This is a genomic window from Deinococcus sonorensis KR-87, from assembly GCF_040256395.1.
In the GTDB taxonomy this organism is placed as follows: Bacteria; Deinococcota; Deinococci; order Deinococcales; family Deinococcaceae; genus Deinococcus; species Deinococcus sonorensis.
The window spans coordinates 310,645-328,026 of the sequence record NZ_CP158297.1 but is presented as its reverse complement, the minus strand read 5'-3'; the positions used below and the strand labels follow the sequence as shown (position 1 = coordinate 328,026).

The window sequence follows — 17,382 nt, the reverse complement described above, 5'->3', positions numbered from 1 at the left end:
TAGATGAGGGTGCGTCAACCCCCGGTCAGCGGAAGGGAATGCTTGAACTGGTCAGCGCCGCTCACGGGCAGATGACCAGCGAGGTGGGCCCCACCGGACCTGCTGAGCCGGATGCAGTCCCTGCGATTCCCGCCTCAAGTTCATGCAGCCTCGGCGGAACCCCACCCTGCCGGGCGTCCACGGACACGCCTGAGCGTCCCGGGTTCCTGTGGACCTTCACCGTCTGGCCGTCGCCGTGGCCAGGATCACTCCGCCCACGGCATCCATCGACGGAGGACCCGCGGCGATGAACCGCCTTTCCCGCACAGCACAGCGGGTGGACAGGGCACCTCCCCGAGGTCAACGAACCCGAATGGACCGCACAAAGGCGTCAAGCCTCGTCAGCCGTGGGTCATCCATCAGGGCGTCAAGCTGCCGCTTCGTGCGTGCCACATACCCATTCCAGGCGGTGTTCGCCCGCGGTTCGTCGCCCGACGACAGCGCGTCGAATACGCCCTTCAGCTCCGGTGCCGAGGTGCCCAGGGGCAACTCACGCAACGGGACGCCGTACTGCAGGGAGACATAGTGCTTCCCGTCGTTCGTGAGCCCCTGGAAGGTGTAGAACACCTGTCCGCGTGTGACGGGCGCGACCTCCTGGCTGAAGGCGACCAGAAACCGCACGCCCCGTCCACCAGGAAAGTCCACGTCGTTCACCGCTCCGTTCAGGAGCTGCGCGGCCGGCACCAGCGGCAGGAACGGCAGCTCACCGCGAATCCGGTTCGGTGCAGGGTGGCCCTTCAGCAGCGTGCGGAGCGAGTCGATCCTGGCGCGGACCTTCCCGGTGTCCTGAGCGAGCAGACCAGCGACCGGGTACACCTCGAGCAGCCGTACGGTGCTGCCGTCCCTGGGACCGAACGTGGCCTCGACATGGGCTGGCTCGCCGGGGGCGAGCTGGTCTTCTCCGCGTTGTTCAGCGGGCACATGCCGTACGGTGGCGGGCAGGCCGAGCAGCCGGGCGTCAAAGGTCACGTGGGGAAGGGCCGGCGAGGCCGCGAGCGCGGTCGTGACCGCAAAGGTGAGCGGCAGGAGCAGTCTCATGGGGCGAGCGTACCGGCGGGACGATGACTGGGGCATGATCCCCGGGCCCGTCATCCGTGTGCCCATCGGACGGGCGTCAGCGTGGGATAGCGGCGGATCGCCTGGTCTTCGCTCAGCAACTCGCCGTCGCCGTCCGGACTCCACACCACCTCCAGGCGCAGGAGCTGTCCACTTTCCACGCCGCAGAGCGTCTGCAGCGCCGTCTCCACGTCGCGCGCTGTCTCCCCTGGAGCTTCGGGGAACGTCAGCCCGGAGGTCGAAGCGCAGACGGTGACGGCCAGGTACAGGCCGCCCACCTTCCCTGGGGTAGAGGGTTCGTGCCGGTAGCCGTGCGAAGCATCACCGTTCTGGTACTGGCTGGTGGTCTGCGTCTCGAACGCGGCGCGCGCGGTCGTCGCCCACTGTCCCACCAGCGAGTTCGCCGCGTCCTCCCCCACCACCGCCTGACGGTCCACCGTGCCGTACGCCCAGTCCTCCCGGTCGTGCAGCACCAGCTGCGCGCTTTCGCGCAGCAGCGTGATCAGCGCGTCCTGCGCGTCCGGGTCGTGGCGGCGGGCAAGGCGCTGCAGCGAGCGCTTCACGTCCTCGCCGTGCTCGAACAGCACCTGAATCCGCACGGCCATGGCGTTCCGTCGACGTCCCGCCCACGCCTCGTACAGCGCGGCGAAGAGCACGAACGCCAACAGCGTCCCCACCACCAGGAGGATGGCCATCAGGCTCCAGGAAGAATCGGCTGGGGACGTCGCCGTCGTCTGGGTGCCGGTGACGGACGATGACGTGCGGACGGAAGGGCGGGGCTGGGGAGAGGGCCGTGGGACGGCCTGACCGGGGGAAGTCGCAGCGGAGGACGTGCTGGAGTGAGACGTCGTGCCCCCGAAGCCTCCCCCGGTCACACCGAAGGCGCCGCCGAGCAGCAGGGCGGCCAGCAACGGCAGCAGGCGAAGGGGCCGAAGGACGGGTCGGGCGTGCGTGGAGTGTGGGTGCATGAGGGTCACCTGTGCTGCCTGATGCGGCAGAGAGTTCCATCCGCCGGTCCCGCTGTTCGGCCGACGGGCCTGGAAGGACATGTTCGGCTGGTCCCGCACGAATCGAGTCTGGACACCCGCGGGAGGCGTTCGGAACGGAACGCGGCTGGAGGTCCGTCGGCGGTTCGTTCAGGCGCGGCGGTTGCCCTGCCCGTCCACGCTCACGTGCCGGCGCTGGAGCGCGACGGGCCTCGCCGCTCAACCCGCCCGTCCGGTGGGGCCCCTCAACGTCCACTGGACACCAGGGGCAGACGGGCCACGAAGGCGTCCACGTCCTTGACGGCAGGGGTGCCGCTGATCGGGCCGAACGAGGTCCCGGCGACGTAGAGGGCGTCTCTGGCCAGCAGCACCTGGGCGCCGTAATCCGACTGTGGCGTGCCGAACAGGCGCGTCCACCGCCGCTCACCCCCGGCCGCGTACCGGCTGACGAACACGTCGTACTCGCCCTGCCCCCGCTGGTCGTAGAGGCCACCTTCGGCCTCGCCCGTCACCAGGATGTCCCCCTCCCCGGTGATGGTCACTTCCGCAGCGCTGTCTGTGCCGGTGCCACCGAACTGCCGAACCCACTTCGTCTCGCCCTGCGGGTCCACGCGGATCACAAACGCGTCGGTGTTGACGCCATACGCACCCGGTCCCGCCGACGTCTGCCCGGGCAGCACGACGTCGGTGCGGCCGGCGAGCACGACCATGTCGCCGCGCACGGCGAGTCCGGTCACGTACGACTGCCCCCCTGTGGCGTAGGTTTTCGCCCACAGGAGCTGGCCCGCGGCGCCGAACTGCGCGAGGAACCCGTCGTTCCCGGCAAGCTCGTCGGTCCCGACGCTCCCGGCCGCGTAGACGTGCCCGCCGGCATCCACGGCGATCCCCCCAGCCACGTCATCGAACCCGTCGCCGAGCTGATTCATCCACATCACCTCGCCGCTCGTCGAGAGCCGGGCGACGAAGGTGTCCTGCCCGCCCTCGGACGTGTTGTCCGGCAGCCGGCCCCGCGTCTCGCCCATGACATACAGGGAGCCGTCGGCCCCCAGGGCCACGCTCCGCGCCAGGTCGTCGGCCGAGGAACCGAACTGCCGCACCCACGCCACCTTGCCGTCCGGGGTCAGCCGGGCGACGAAGGCGTCCTGCCCCCCGGCCTGTGCGCCGGACTGCAACTCGCCCCCCGTCGCGCCCGCAATGAAGATGTTGCCGGCGGCGTCGGCGGTCATGCCGAAGATGTTGTCCTTCTCCAGGGTCGAGATGGCGGCCGTCCACACGACCTTGCCGCCTGGGGAGAGCTTGCGAACGACCCCCTCGCGGTTGCCCAGGGTGCCGAGCATGTCGCTGCCCGTCGCGCCCGCGACGATCAGATTCCCCTGGGGATCCTGGGTGAGGCCCGCGACGGCGTCGTAGGTGGCCGAGCCGATGGGACTGACCCAGGTCGGCCCCCAGGCCGCCTGCGCGGCGAGGGCGGTGGGAACTGCGGCGAGCAGCAGGGTGAGGGCGGTCAGGCGGGGTCTATGCACGGCCATGCTCCTTGGACAACCGCTGGGGGTGTCGGATGTGCCCGCACCGTATTGCGCTCAGGATGGCTGGCGGGTGGCGCGGGCGGTGCAGCTCGCGCGCCAGCTCAGCGTCTGGTCATGGTGAGGGAGCCGGTGCCCAGGTTCTCCCGCTTGCCACGCACCTGACCCTGGTACCGGTCCCCGGTGAAGCGGCCACTCGCCACGAGTTCAATCGTCTCGTCCGCGTCCCCGGCCAGGTTGAGGGCCAGCTCACCGGTCGCGCTGTTGCCGTTGATGGCCTCAATCGGTGAGGAGTGATAATCGATGCTGCCCAGCAGCCGGGGAGAGTCGTCTTCGAGCGACACCACCGCGCGGTAGGTCCGCCCGCCGAGCGTCAGCACCACGTCCCAGTCGCCGGTGGCCGTCCACCGGGCCGGCGTGGGGCTGGGGGCGGGGGCCGCGGTGGAGTTCGGGGTGCTGTGGGATGGTGTGGGCGAGCCGGCGCTGCCCGGCGCGGGGGGCGTGACCGTTCCCCGGCCGGTCCCTGGCGTGCTCTCAGGTGGCGTACCGATGGGCCGGTTGAAGCGCGTCGTGCCGCTGCCCGAAGCGAGGCTCAGCACGTGCTGCCCATCCGGGTGGATCTCCACCAGGGCGCGCTCGGTGTAGGGCTTGACGGTGTTTCTGGCGGAGGACACCTTGTCCGGCGAGCAGGTGTAGCCGGTGGAGGCACTGGTGTTGGGTGTGAAGGTCAGCGTGGCGCCGCTCACCGCCACCGTACCCCGCTCCTGCACCAGGAGCTTGGACGTGCAGCCGTACGTGGTGACGACGAGCAGGCCGGTGCGCTCGTAGGTCAGGTTGGCGTTCATACGGAGGATGACGCTGGTGCCGCTGGCCTCGGCCCACTTGCCGGTGGTGACGTTGTAGTACTCCACGGGCGAGATGCGCCCACTGTTCCATTCCCCGCGCAGCTCGGCGGGCAGGGCTGTGGACGTCTGGGGGGCGGTGGGCGTCCGGCGGTCCCAGGTGGAGGAACTCTGGCCGGTGCCGAGCGTCAGCCGGTTCCCGGCGACCTTCCACACGTCGCTCTCGGCCGCCCCTGGTTGTCGGGTGGACGAGACGCCCGGGAACCGCTTGCAGCCCGAATTGAGGGAAGCCGGGGACATCCCGGTGATGGTCTTCAGGGATGAAGGCGTGAGGGCGATCCTACTGCCCTGCACCTTGAACGTGCCGCGCTCGGTGGTGACGTCCAGCGATTCGCAGGCGATCAGCAGCGTCGACATCGGCGCGTAGCCGGGGATGTGCGTCATGGCGAGCTTCGTGAATTCGTACGTGCCGTCCTGGCGGAACACGAAGCGTGCTGAAGTGCCGGTCGCCAGCGCGGGGGTGCTGTACGCCTCTCCGGGCAGGTGCGCGCCGTTGAACCACTCACCCACCAGGCTGGCAGGTACGCCTGCGGCCGAAGCCGTGCAGGTGGGCAGCGCAATCAGGAGCGCGGGCAGGACGAATCGGGTGAAGCTTCTGGGCCGGGCGGTCGCCTGATGCATGGTCATCCTCCATTGGGTGCTCGCAGCGGGCGAGCGTAACGGCACGGTAGAGGCAGGGCGATGGCCCGAGGATGACGTCGCGCCACGGTGCGTGGCCGGTTCAGGTGAGATCCGGCAGCACCAGCGTCAGGGCTCGCCGAGGGGAACCCGTCTGCTCCGCCCGCTCGTCCCGTGAACCGGCCTTTGACCTCGCGCCGATGCTGCCTGGCCACCGTCCACGGTCTTCCCGCCGAACCACGGAAGGAGCGCGCCGCTCCGTTCAGGCCACGCCCGCGTCACTGTCGTCCCAACCGCCCCACGGCAGCCCGGAGGAGCGGCCCATCAGTCCGCTGCAGGCTGCCGTTCCTGCCTTCCTGCCGGGCAGCGCCAGAGCGGCGCCGTGATCTCCATGGATGTTCCGGGCCGGTGCAGCTCGGATCGCTCACCGCCGGCGGTCAGGCGGCCATCCCGTCACCCGCTCGCTGGTGTGGTTCTCCCGGCCGGGCCTCCGGCAGTCCCGCGGCGCCAACGGTCCGGGATGACCATGCCGTTGAGGAGAAGCGCGCCTCTGGAACCCGGGCGCAGGTGAGCCGGGCCGGGCGAGCCGGCGCCTCGACGGAACCGTGAGCACCGTACGGAGAATGGAGTCCCGGCAGCGTCCGTTCCCCACCGCGGCACCGCGGGGCAGGGTTGAATCTGCTCCGTCCTGGGCAAGGAGCAAGCCGGGACCCCCCGCGCCCAGATCGCACAACTACGAATGCAGTGCCCAGGGCGAAGCGCCCAACGGGGACAACCCTCTTGACGGTACATCGGGAGTCCAGGCCCTCACCGGCCATCGGTCAGCCATCCGCACCTGCCTATCGTGCCGGCATGAACCGAATCCGACGATGCATGCTGAGTGTCCTCACGCTGGTCCTTTCCGGGGCGGCCCTCGCCCAGTCCGGCGCTGACCCGTCGCGGCTTCCCCTGCCCGGCGCGGTGCAGCTGCAGGTGCGCGGCCATGCCCTGGCGGTGCGCTGCGTGGGCGCCGGCTCACCGACCGTGGTGCTGCTGACGGGGCAGGGGGTTCCGGCCGTCTCCTGGGCCGCGGCGCCCCCGGCTGAGCTGCAACCGGAGGTCATGCTTCATCCGCCCTTCGGGGCCCGGCAGCCGGTGCAGCCGGCCGTCGCCGGGGCAGCGCGCGTGTGCGTGTACGACCGCCCGGGGCTGGGGAGCAGTGGGCCGCTGAAGGACGCCTCACCCCGGAGCATCGGGGACGCCGTGGGCGACCTGCACGCCCTCCTGGCGGCGCTCAGTCCGGACGCCCCGGTGGTGCTCGCCGGACATTCGGTGGGCGGCCTCATCGCCTTTGAGTACACCCGGGCGCATCCGGGGCGGGTCGCTGGCCTGGTCCTGATCGACGCGACTCACCCGGATGAGCGGTCCAGACTGTCCTGGCTGTTTCCAGCGAACGAGGCGGCCGAGGACCGGACCATCGCGCGCCACCCTGAACACCTCGATGCCCGTCCGGCCACGTCCCAGGGAGTGAACGCCGTCCCGCCCGGCGTGTTCGGCGACTTGCCGCTGGTGGTGCTGACCCGCACCCAGGGCCTGACCGCGGCGGAGCTTCCGCCGGTCGGCCCTGGGCCTTCGCCGAAGTCGCTGGGGCGCTGGCGACGGGACCTGTGGACCATGGCGGCCGAGTACGCCTCGGCGTCGTCGGTTGGAACGCTGATGACGGCAGGCGCCAGCGGGCACTTCATCGGCTTTGACCAGCCGGACCTGGTGGTGACGGCGATTGACCAGGTGCTGCGGGACGCGCGTGCCCGCACGAACGGGGCGGCGCGGTGAACCAGCCGGGGCGCGCGCTCGCCCCCGGTCCGCGCTGCGTCCCCCTCCACATCCTTCCCCCAGGAGACCACCATGAAGATGACCAAGACGCTGCCCCTGATGCTTTCCGCCGCGCTCCTCGCCACAACGACCCAGGCCTCCTCCAGCACGCCCACCCCCTGGGTCATGCAGGGCACGGTCCGCACCGCCGCGGGCCAGCCGGTCCCTGGCGTGCCGGTCGGCGCCGACAACGGGTACTTCGACGGCTCGGAACTGTGGACGGTCACGGACGCGCAGGGCCACTACCGGCTGGACCTGAAGGGCACCCTCGGTTCGTGGCAGGCGGTCGCGCGCATCAAGCGTACCTACCACGGCCGCGCCATCGACATGACGCTCGAACCCGACAACAACGCCGCCTTCGGCGGCAAGGACGGTGCGGTGCGCAATTTCACCTGGCGCCTCTCCGGACGAACGCCGGACGGTGGGCTGTACGGCGCGAGCTTCTACGCTATCAATGGCTTCGAGCGTGATGGAGAGATCGTCGATTTTGGTGACCTCGAGGTGACCCTGACGCCCGAAGGCCCCCTGTTGGACGGCAGCAAGGGCCAGCCGATCCGCGTGAAGTACACGGCCCCGCTGCGCGACGTCCCGCTGGGACAGTACCAGGTGACGGCCCGGTCGCTGTCGGGGAAGGGCCCCGTGTGGGTGCGTGCCAGCGGCGGCGAGTACGCGCCGAGCGCCGTCGTGAACCTGGTGTACCAGGCCGGGACCGGCGAGGTGCTGAGCGTGGACGTGATCCATCCGCGCTGAACGCTCGGCCATACGAGGGGAGCGGTTCAGCGGGACCGTGGTCGCTCTCCATTCACATTCCCCGTTCCCCTGTCTGGAGTGATTTCTGATGCTGACGCGCCTGCTGTCCCTGCTCGTGATGGTGCTGCTCTCCGCTGCTTCCGCGGCCACGGCTCCCCTGGTGGCCAACATCGATGGCGACCTGTGGTCCTGGACCGCTTCGTCCGGCTGGACTCAGCTGACCCACTGGGGTCACAACGGGTCTCCGGTCCTGTCCCCGGACGGCCGAATGGTCGCCTACGCCTCGGTCACCGAGGAGGCCGTCCGCGCTCACGCCATGGGGTGGAGCCCCACGAACATCTGGCTGCTCGACCTTGCCAGCCGCACAGCCTCACGGCTCACGGTGCAGCCCCCAGGCGCCCGGGGAGCGGAGGGGCTGGTCCGCTCCACGCCCACCTGGTCGCCGGACGGGCAGTTCCTCGCCTGGACCCAGAAGACGGCGGGAACGCAGCCCGCGCGGCACACGCTCGTGGTGTATTCCCTGTCCAATGCCGCGACCCTCGTTGCGGCCACAGCGGCGCGCACGCTCAGCGTGTCCCCGGCGCCGGCGGGGGTGTTGTGGAGTCCCGCCGGGCTGATCGTGCTCGGCGAGATTCCCAGTGGTCCAGCGCACGGGCTGACCCCGCTGGAGTTGAAGCCGGGCGAACGCGGCACGTTCGGCGCCTCGGTCCTGACCGCCGCGGGCGACGTGGTCCGGCACGTGATTCTGCCTGAGGCCGGCGCGCCCACCCACCTGACCCGCCGGGGCAATGCGGTGTACCTGGGCAGCCTCGAGGGGAGCCCGCTCGTGAGCCTGACCGGTGGGGCTGACGTGGATCGCCTGGCGCCCGGCGCGTTGGACACCACCCCGGAACGGATGGTGGCGGTCCGCGCCCCGCAGGGGCTGGCCTTCCGCTTTCTCATGCGCGAGATGACGATGATCTGCCAAGTGATGCGTGCAGGGAAGGTGATCCGCCAGTGGCCGTGCCAGAACGTCAGGCTCACTGGGCCGGACTTCGATGAGGGGTTCGAGGTGACCCTGGCCCCGGACGGGCGGCAGGCCGCCTATGTCCGGGACGGCGCCCTCTTCGTGCACGACGGGCACACTGAGCGCCGGATTCTGGAGCTGCAGGGTCGGGACGTCTACGGCCTCGTGTGGGGTCCGGTCGAATTCCGGCTGCCCTGACAAGCGCGTCATCCGTGAGCCACTCCGCCCGCCGTACGCTGCGGCCATGCTGAGACGCGCTGCCCTCCTCCTGCTGACCATCGCCAGTCCCGTGCTCGCCGCGCCCCAGGGGCAGCTGGCGTACGTGCGCGAGTTCAAGCCGTACCTCGAGCCGCGGGTGGGTGCCAGGGCGCGGGTCCTGCCGCATCAGGGCGAGGTGTACCGGCTGGACATGTCACCCACGACCGGCGACGTGGCGCTGCTGGAGGCGCGGGGTGGCCGGAACAGCCCGGAGCTGCCCCCGATGCGGGGTCTGCTGCTGTCCCCGCCGGACCGACAGCCCCGCCCCTTGCCGGCCGCCTGGACGGCTGTGCGCGCCGAGTGGCTGTCGTGGTCGGAGGACGGGCGGACGCTGCGCGCCTGGGACGAGAACGGTCGCGCGCTGGTGTGGACCCGGCCCGGAGCGCGCACCACGCCGTGGCCGGAGGCCTCGTCCAGTCGGGATGGGCGGGTGGTGGCCCGCGCCACCGAGAACGGCGTGGTGTACATGGTGAGCGGCACGCCGGAACGGGCCATCTTCACCACCGGCCGCCCCGGAGCCTTGATGGATGCGCTGCGGGCCCAGCGGCGCTGGCCGGAGGTCGCCTCCTTTCTTCAGGGATACGACCCAGCCCAGACCCGGGATCGCCAGAACTGGCGCTTCAGCGCGCCCGCCGTGTCTCCGGACGGTCAGGCGGTGTACTTTGCCGCGAACCTCGGGCAGGGCGACCAGGATCTGCACAACAACTTCACCTTCTTCGTCTTCCGCTTCGCGCTCAGGAGTGGCGGACTCCTCGCACTGGGCCGGTTCGGTGGGCAGTACGGGGAGACGCCGGTCCTGCGCGTGTCGCCGGACGGCCGGCGGCTGCTGTTCGTGCAGGAGGAGTACGAGAGCGCTCCTCAGCAGCCCGTCACGGTGAAGGCCCTGGACCTCGTCACCCAGACGGCGCGCGACCTCACGGCGACGGACGGCGGACGTGGCGACCTGAACCGGCTGGACGGCTTCTGCTGGCTGGCAGACAGCCGGCACGTGGCGTACAGCGTGGCCTCCTACCGCACGGAGGATGCCTTTGACGAGGGCTTCGAACTTCTTCCACAGGCGTACACCCTCCATGTCAAGGACGTCGTGACCGGCACATCCGTGTACCGGGTCCCGGGGGCGACGCAACCGGGCTGTGGTCCGCGCTGAAGGCCGGGCACCACGGTGAACCGCCGGCCTGGCCCGTGCTGGCGGGGGTTGCTGCTGTGCCGTTCGACAAGACCTCGGCCCCGCCGTTCCTGATCGGGCGCCTCCCCACACATTCGCCCCTGAATCTTCACCAGCTCTTTAGACTGCTGCCATGAAGACGACGGCTGCTCTGCGGGGACGCGCTGTGTTCGCCCTGCTGCTGATGGTGGGGTTCTATCTGCTCGCGCTCGGCCTGGCGGGCGCGCTGCTTTCGGTGCCGGTGCTGGAATGGTCCGCGGGGCGAGTTCACCTGCGGCTCGACCTGTTCGCGTTGATCGCCGGCGTCACGATCCTGTGGGCGATCTTCCCGCGGCGCGAGCGCTTCGAAGCGCCGGGCCCGCGGCTCCGCGCGGCGGAGCATCCGCAGCTGTTCGAGGAGATTGAACGCGTCGCGCGGGCGACCGGACAGCGCGCTCCAGACGAGGTGTACCTGGTGCCGGACGTCAACGCCTGGGTCACCGAACGCAGCGCCCCCTTTGGCCTGCGGCGGGTGCGGGTCATGGGTCTGGGGCTCGCGCTGATGCGGCTGCTGAACGTCTCCGAGTTCCGGGCGGTGCTCGCGCATGAGTTCGGGCATTACCACGGCGGCGACACCCGCCTCGGGGTGTGGCTCTTCGGGGCGCGGGTCTCGATGGGCCGCACCGTCAAGTCGCTGTCGGCGCAGTCGTCGTGGCTGCACCTGCCGTTCCTGTGGTACGGGAACGCGTTTCTGCGCGTCACGCACGCCTTGTCGCGCCAGCAGGAGTTCGTCGCGGATGCCCTGGCAGCCCGCACCGTCAGCCCGGCGGCGCTCGGCGAGGGCCTCAAGCGTGTGCATGGGGGAGGGCTCGCCTTCGACGGGTACTGGTCGAGCGAACTCGCGCCGGCGCTGAAGTCAGGGGTGCATCCGCCGATCGCGGACGGCTTCGCCCGCTTTCTGCGCGTGCCGGCGCTCGCGGCCGTGCTGGAAGAGCGCGTCGCGCAGGCGGTGCAGGGCGGGCAGACCGATCCGCTCGACACGCACCCGCCGCTGCACGAGCGCCTGGCGGCGATCGCGCCGATCCCGCCGGGAGAGGCGAGCGTCGACGACCGTGACGCCCTGAGTCTCCTGACACACCCGCTTCAGGTGGAGCGGGCGCTGCTGCGTCACCTGGCCGGCACGGACGCCGACGCGCTCGAAGGCGCAGCGTGGGAGGACGTGGGCGAGCGGGTCTACCGCCCGTTGTGGGCACGGGTCGTTCACGACCATGCCGCGGCGCTCGCGCCGCTGACCGCGCGCCGTCTGCCGGCCCTGCTGTCCAACCCTGCGGCGCTGAATGACCTGGCCGTGGCCCTGGGCGTGCCGGAAGGGGAGGAGCGCCCCGGGCGGGTGCGGTGGATCCTGGCAGCGGGGGTGGGCGGCGTGCTCGCCGGTGCGGGCGCAGCGGTCACGTCCCTGCCGGGTGAGCCGGTCCGCCTCGAAGCGGCGGGATGGAGCTTCGACCCGCATGCCTTCGTCGCGGCGTGCCTGCAAGGGGAGGCGGCCGCCGGTCCGTATCTCGCGGAGCTTCAGGCGGCGGGCGTGGCCGACACCTCACTCGCCGCCGACTCGCCCCACGAGTCCTGAACGCAAGGCGCCGCCACATGCAGGACCGGGGAAGCCGCTCCTCGCGCAGGAACACCGGGTCCGGGGCGGTCATGGCCGCTCCGCACCGCGTCACCTCCGGAAGCGCCTGGGAGCAACACGGAAATTCTCCTTTGCCATCACCGTCTGTTTCGCTGACGGCGGACGCACCTGAGCAAAGTGTGGAATTTTTTAGCGCAAAATGTGGCTCTATAAAATAATCTTTACCCAAGGGTGCTGATGAACCGGGCTCATGCCTCCCAGGAGGCAGAGAAGCCGGTGAAGCCGTCCGTGATGGGCGCCCACCCTGAGCATGCACGACAGCCGTCCTGCATCCCATGCCGCGGGACACGGCCAGGCCCCGTCCTGGGCGACACGTGCCCAACGCCCCGCCCTTTTCTGGCACATCTACGGTGGAACCATGCATAAACCTGTCTCGCTCGCGCTCCGCTGGCTGCTCCTGAGTGTGTCGCTCGCCGCCTGCGGCGCCACCACCCCCCTGCCCCACACCAGCACCGTGGCCATCGTGCCCGAGTTCGGCGCGCAGACCGTGCAGAGCGTCGGCGCGCCCCGGATCCAGACCCTCGCCGGCGCCTTCGTCACCGCCGGCGCCTTCGTCACCGCGGGTGCGTTCGTCACCGCCGGCGCGTTTGTGACGGCCGGCGCCTTCGTCACCGCGGGCGCGTTCGTGACGGCCGACCCGAGCGTCTGGACCGCCGCGCTGGACCTCTCGACCGTGCCCAGCGGCCCGAACAACACCTTCACCGCCAACGGGCCCATCTGGCAGACAGTGGGCCTCCAGCAGGCCCAGCAGCAGACCCCCCAGCTGGGCGACGGCATCACCGTCGCGGTGATCGACTCGGGCATCGACCTGCCGCACGCCGCCTTCACCGGGCATCTGAGTGCCAGCCGCCGGGACTTCCTGGACGGCGATGACGTGCCGCAGGAGGGCGGCAGCCCCAGCGACATCGCCTTCGGGCACGGCACGGGCGTGGCGGACATCATCCTGCAGGTGGCGCCGCGCGCAACGATCATGCCGCTGCGGGCCCTGCAGCCGGACGGCAGCGGCGACACCCGCGAGATTGCTGCCGCCATCCGGTATGCCGTGCAGCACGGCGCGCAGATCATCAACGCGTCGGTCGCCAGTGAACCGGACGCGGACCTGGACGCGGCGCTGAGCGAGGCGGCCGCGGCGGGCGTGTACGTGGTGCTGTCGGCCGGCAACACCGGCGCGAGCCCGGTGCTGTATCCCGCCCGCACCGCCAGCGGCACCGGCGCGACCGCGGCGTCCACCCTGTCGGTCGGGAGTTCCAGCACGTCGGGCGTGCGGTCGAGCTTCTCGAGTTACGGCGAGGACCTGGAAGTGCTGGCGCCGGGGGAGGGCGTGGCGACGGCGTACCCGGGGAATCACGCGGCGGTGTGGCGCGGCACGTCGTTCGCCGCGCCGATGGTGAGCGGCGGGCTGGCGCTGGCCCTGAGCCACGCGGGAAGCGCCGGCGTGAACGTGGCCGCCCGGCTGAGTGACACCGCCACCAACGTTGACCGGGTGAATGCCGCGTCGCTGCTGCCGGGCAAGTCCACCCTCGGCTACGGCGAACTCAACATCGCCGCCCTGGTCGCCTCCCTCCAGTAGGGAGCCTGTCAACCTTCTGTGAGAGTCCACCTGTCACGCTAGAGCCATGCCCTTCCCACGCAGCGACCGTTCTTCTGGGCGGTCGCTGCGTGGCTTGTCGTCGTCCACTCCGCCACAGCACCCGAGGCCCAGCCGTTCATGACCGACCACCCCCACCGTTCCGCCTTCCTTCCCCACTCAGGTGGAGAGGACCGCCTGACCTTGCAGGACGCTGCGGCCCACGACGCTGATCCAGGGCGCCGCGCTGCCGCGCAGCTGACCGCCGCGCAGCAGGCCCTGGCGAAGGACCAGGGCGACCTGGCCGTGGCGTCCGCTCTGGAGGCAGCGCGGCTGTTCACGTCCCTGCATCAGCACCAGCAGGCGTGCGAAGCGAAGGTGATCGCCCTGCGCGTCCACATGAACACCAACGACGTCGCGGCGTTCGATCAGCTGGCCGAGCAGCTGATCCTCGAGGGAACAGCGTGCGGCGCGTGGGCCGTGGTGGCGGACGCGCATAACCTTCAGGGCGGGATGCAGTTGCGGCGCGGCCAGCTGGACGATGCGATCGCCTCGCTCGAACGCGCCTCGACCCTACGGCGGGACATCAACGACCAGGCCGGCTACGCCGGGAGCCTCAACAACCTCGGCCTGCTCCACCAGCGGGCCGGGAATGCCGGGCGGGCCATCGAATACTTCCTGGAGTGCGTGGCGTTCATTCGTGCGTCGGGGCTCTCGCTCGACCGGCAACTCGGCGCGTGCCTGATCAACGTCGGCGCCCTGTACCGGTCCATGCAGCTGTTCGATCAGGCGGAGCGCTACCTGCGGGAGGGCCTGGAGACGGTCCAGCGCACCGGTGACCCGCGCATGGAACTGGCCGGCCAGGTCGCCCTCGCGGACGTGGCCCGCGACCGCGGCGACCTGAAAGGCGGGATCGCCGGCTACCTCAAAGCGCTGGCCCTGGCCGAGCGGCTCGGGGCCCGCGAGGAGGAGGCCGAGGTGCTCGACAGCCTCGGCCGCATCTACGCCACCCTCGGTGAGGACGCCCTCGCCGCCCAGATGAGCCGCAAGGCCCTCGATATCGCCTCCACGTTGCAGCTCGCGCTGGTCCAGGTCTGGGCCACCCTCAGCCTGGGGCACCTCGCCCTGAAGTCGGGCGACGCCCCGGCGGCCCGCGCGCGCTATGAGGACGCCGAACACCACGCCGCGCTCGCCGGATTGAAGAGCGAGGTGCTGCAGGCGAAAGAGGGCCAGGCGCGGGCCAGCGCCGCCCTGGGCGAGTACCAGCGGAGCGCCGGGTTGTTCGAGGCGGTGCTGCTGGCCGAGCGGGCCGGCCATGCCGAGCGCGAGGCGACGCAGGTTCGTGAGCATCAGGCGCGGTTCGACGTGGAGCGCGCAAATATGGAGGCGGACACCCAGCGTCTCCTGCGTGAAGCGTCCGAGCGCGCCCGGGAGGACGCCGAGGCGGCCGTCCAGCACCGGACCAAGGAACTGGAGTTCGCGCAGGTGGAGGTGGTCACGCGCCTGGCAGCCGCGGCCGAATACCGCGACGACCAGACCGGACAGCACACCTTCCGCGTCGGTCACGTCACCGCTCACCTTGCGGAGCGGCTGGGCGTCCCCGCGGAGGACGTGGACATCCTGCGCCTGGCGGCGCGCCTGCATGACGTGGGGAAGATCGGCATTCCGGACGCGATCCTGCTCAAGCCCGGACGGTTCACCCCGGAAGAGTTCGAGATGATGAAGCAGCACACGCTGATCGGCGGCCATATTCTCGCCGGCGGTCACTCGCAGCTGCTGCAGGTCGCCGAGGAGATCGCGTTGACGCACCACGAGCGCTGGGATGGGCGCGGGTACCCGAACGGGCTGGGCGGCGAGGACATTCCGCTGAGCGGCCGCCTGGTGTCGGTCGCCGACGTGTACGACGCGCTCACGAGCGAACGGCCGTACAAAGAGGCGTGGACCCCCGAGGCGGCCCTGGCGGAGATCGAGTCTCAGGCCGGCCGGCAGTTCGATCCCCGGGTGGTGGAGGCCTTCGGTGACATGGTCCGCAGCGGGGCGCTGGAGCGCCTGAACGCGGCGGGTGGCCCGCACCGGATGGGTCCGGGCGAGCCGCGGGCGGACCAGGGGCGTGCGCCGTCTGCCCAGCTGACCCGGCGGGCAGCCCGGTCCCGGCCGGACGGCGTGGAGCTTCGGCTGAACCTACTGATTCAGGACGCGTGGGACAAGCGGCACAGCAATCCGGCGCTGGCGCAGGCGCTCACCGAGGCGGCCGCCGTGCTGGCCGAGGAGGATGGCGACGACCTGGCGCGCGCGTACGTGCAGCGCCATCAGGCCCTGACCCTGCTGGAGGCCGGCGACCTGGAGCGGGCCGCGCGTCTGCTCGGCGACGTGATCGCCACGGCCCGCGCCCACGCGGACCGCACCCTCGAACGCGACGGCCTTCACCTCCTGGTCGACGTGTGCAGCGCCGCGGGCCTTCAGGAGGAAGCGCTGCAGGGAGGGATGGCCGCGGCGGACCTGTCCGCGAAGCTGGGCGACACGGTCGGGGAAGCCCATGCCCGGACCCGCCTGGGACTCATTCAGGCGCGCCTGAAGCGTCCGGAGCAGGCCCTGCAGGCCTTCGAGGCGGCCAGTCAGTTGTCCGCTGCAGCCGGCGCGCAGGGGGAACTCGCCACCAGCCTGTACCACCTGGGCGACACGGCCCTGGACCTGGGGAACATCAGTCTCGCCGCAGCGTGCGCGGACCGCAGCCTTCAGGCGGCACAGGAGAGCGCTCAGACGGACGTGGAACTGCTCGCGCTCGGTCTGCTGGCGCGCGCCAAGGACAACTCCCTGCTGTTCGACGAAGCGGCCGCGCTGCATCACCAGCTGCTGTCCTCCCCGCACCTGGACCGCAATCGTACACCCGAGGCGTGGGGCTGGGCCGCCCTCTCCGCAGCCGACAATCAGGCGGCACGGGGGGACGCGCCCGGCGCGCGCGCCAGCGTTGACCAGGTGGTGGACGTGGCCGCCCAGCACCAGCTCCTGGACCTGGAGGTGCGCGCCCACAGCCGCGTGGTCGAACTTCTGCTGACGTCCGGCGACGCCCCGGGGGCGCTGGTGCAACTCGAGCGCGAGCGTGCGGCTCGGGAGCGCCGGCGCTCCCTCCACCACACCACCGAGGGCCGCGGTGAGGCCATCAAAGCTCTGGTGACGCCCGTCCTGGCAGTCTGAGCGTAGATTTCAGCGATGAAGCGTCCCCACGGCGAGGTCTTCACCACCGCCGGTCGTCTACCCCCCCAGCGGATGGACTGACCCGGCGGGGGACCCGCTGGGCTCCAGTTGACCAGAAGGCTCGCACGGCCGGGCGCGCATCACCACCCTCCACGTCACCGGCGCCTGGGGTGAGGGAGCGAACCATCCCTCAGACGACCGGGCACGATGGTGCGCCCGCCTGACGATGCCGCGCTGGCCTCTAGAGGCATATGACATTCAGGTGACCCATGGAGCCCAGCGCACCGGCCACCGCGCCGGCAGGCCATGTCCGTCCATCCGGGCCGAGCGGGGACTCCTGGCGGTTTTTGCTGCGCCGCGAAGCGCCATCCTCAATGCAGGTCCCAGGCACCCGTCAGGTACTGCACCCGCAGCCTCCGGGCCATCTCCAGCAGATTGACGTACTCCAGCTCCGCGGCCGTCTGATCCTGCGTGACCTGCACAAATTGCTGCCGCAGGTACTCGAGCCGGACCTGACCCCGCGGATGCGGATGGTCAAAGGCGGCCAGCACAGCTTCCGCGATGGCCCGGTTGGTGACGTCGAAGAGAAACCAGTGGAGGCCAGACCGGGGCGTGGGCGTGGCGGTCCGCAGCGCGGGGATGGCGTCGTCCTCCGTGCGTCTGGCCCACTCGGCGTCATGGCGTGGGTCTGCACTCATTGGGGCAGTGTGACGGCCAGGGGACTCCGGGACATGCAGCCGCACTGAGTACGACATCACACAATCAAGAGCAACCCTTCGGCATCAATTCATCGCCCCTTG

Annotated in this window: 12 protein-coding genes; 7 read left to right on the top strand and 5 right to left on the bottom strand. The window is 70.8% G+C overall.

Going from position 1 to position 17,382, the window contains the following annotated elements:
- Positions 1-339: 339 nt before the first annotated feature.
- The 4 genes from ABOD76_RS02630 to ABOD76_RS02615 all read right to left on the bottom strand — a co-directional run bounded on the left by ABOD76_RS02630 (position 340) and on the right by ABOD76_RS02615 (position 5,127).
- Positions 340-1,077: a hypothetical protein gene (locus ABOD76_RS02630; RefSeq protein ID WP_350241186.1), complete on the bottom strand. Its 738-nt coding sequence runs from the start codon at positions 1,075-1,077 to the stop codon at positions 340-342.
- Positions 1,078-1,127: 50 nt separating this feature from the next.
- Entirely contained in the window at positions 1,128-1,790 is a 663-nt protein-coding gene (locus ABOD76_RS02625; RefSeq protein WP_350241185.1) for a DUF1517 domain-containing protein, read from the bottom strand.
- Positions 1,791-2,326: 536 nt separating this feature from the next.
- On the bottom strand, positions 2,327-3,604 hold the full coding sequence (locus ABOD76_RS02620) for a hypothetical protein (RefSeq protein WP_350241184.1): 1,278 nt from the start codon (positions 3,602-3,604) through the stop codon (positions 2,327-2,329).
- A gap of 104 nt (positions 3,605-3,708) precedes the next feature.
- A complete protein-coding gene (locus ABOD76_RS02615; protein ID WP_350241183.1) occupies positions 3,709-5,127 on the bottom strand; it encodes a hypothetical protein in 1,419 nt (472 codons plus the stop codon).
- An 849-nt stretch (positions 5,128-5,976) separates the two neighbouring features.
- Between ABOD76_RS02615 and ABOD76_RS02610 the strand changes: the two genes are divergently transcribed.
- From ABOD76_RS02610 to ABOD76_RS02580, 7 genes are all read left to right on the top strand, one after another.
- A complete protein-coding gene (locus ABOD76_RS02610) occupies positions 5,977-6,936 on the top strand; it encodes an alpha/beta fold hydrolase (RefSeq protein WP_350241181.1) in 960 nt (319 codons plus the stop codon).
- 72 nt (positions 6,937-7,008) lie between these two features.
- Positions 7,009-7,725 carry a carboxypeptidase-like regulatory domain-containing protein gene (locus tag ABOD76_RS02605; protein WP_350241179.1) on the top strand — a complete coding sequence of 239 codons (717 nt, stop codon included), beginning with the start codon at positions 7,009-7,011 and terminating at the stop codon, positions 7,723-7,725.
- An 88-nt stretch (positions 7,726-7,813) separates the two neighbouring features.
- A complete protein-coding gene (locus ABOD76_RS02600; protein ID WP_350241178.1) occupies positions 7,814-8,929 on the top strand; it encodes a TolB family protein in 1,116 nt (371 codons plus the stop codon).
- A gap of 46 nt (positions 8,930-8,975) precedes the next feature.
- Positions 8,976-10,136 carry a hypothetical protein gene (locus tag ABOD76_RS02595; RefSeq protein WP_350241177.1) on the top strand — a complete coding sequence of 387 codons (1,161 nt, stop codon included), beginning with the start codon at positions 8,976-8,978 and terminating at the stop codon, positions 10,134-10,136.
- 151 nt (positions 10,137-10,287) lie between these two features.
- Entirely contained in the window at positions 10,288-11,760 is a 1,473-nt protein-coding gene (locus ABOD76_RS02590) for a M48 family metallopeptidase (RefSeq protein WP_350241176.1), read from the top strand.
- A 418-nt stretch (positions 11,761-12,178) separates the two neighbouring features.
- Positions 12,179-13,390, top strand: coding sequence for a S8 family serine peptidase (locus ABOD76_RS02585; protein ID WP_350241175.1), 1,212 nt, complete (start codon positions 12,179-12,181; stop codon positions 13,388-13,390).
- A 201-nt stretch (positions 13,391-13,591) separates the two neighbouring features.
- Positions 13,592-16,582, top strand: a complete 2,991-nt coding sequence (locus tag ABOD76_RS02580; protein ID WP_350241174.1) for an HD domain-containing phosphohydrolase — start codon at positions 13,592-13,594, stop codon at positions 16,580-16,582.
- A 371-nt stretch (positions 16,583-16,953) separates the two neighbouring features.
- Here the strand turns inward: ABOD76_RS02580 and ABOD76_RS02575 are convergent, their stop codons facing one another.
- A complete protein-coding gene (locus ABOD76_RS02575) occupies positions 16,954-17,280 on the bottom strand; it encodes a hypothetical protein (RefSeq protein ID WP_350241173.1) in 327 nt (108 codons plus the stop codon).
- Between the last annotated feature and the right edge of the window lie 102 nt (positions 17,281-17,382).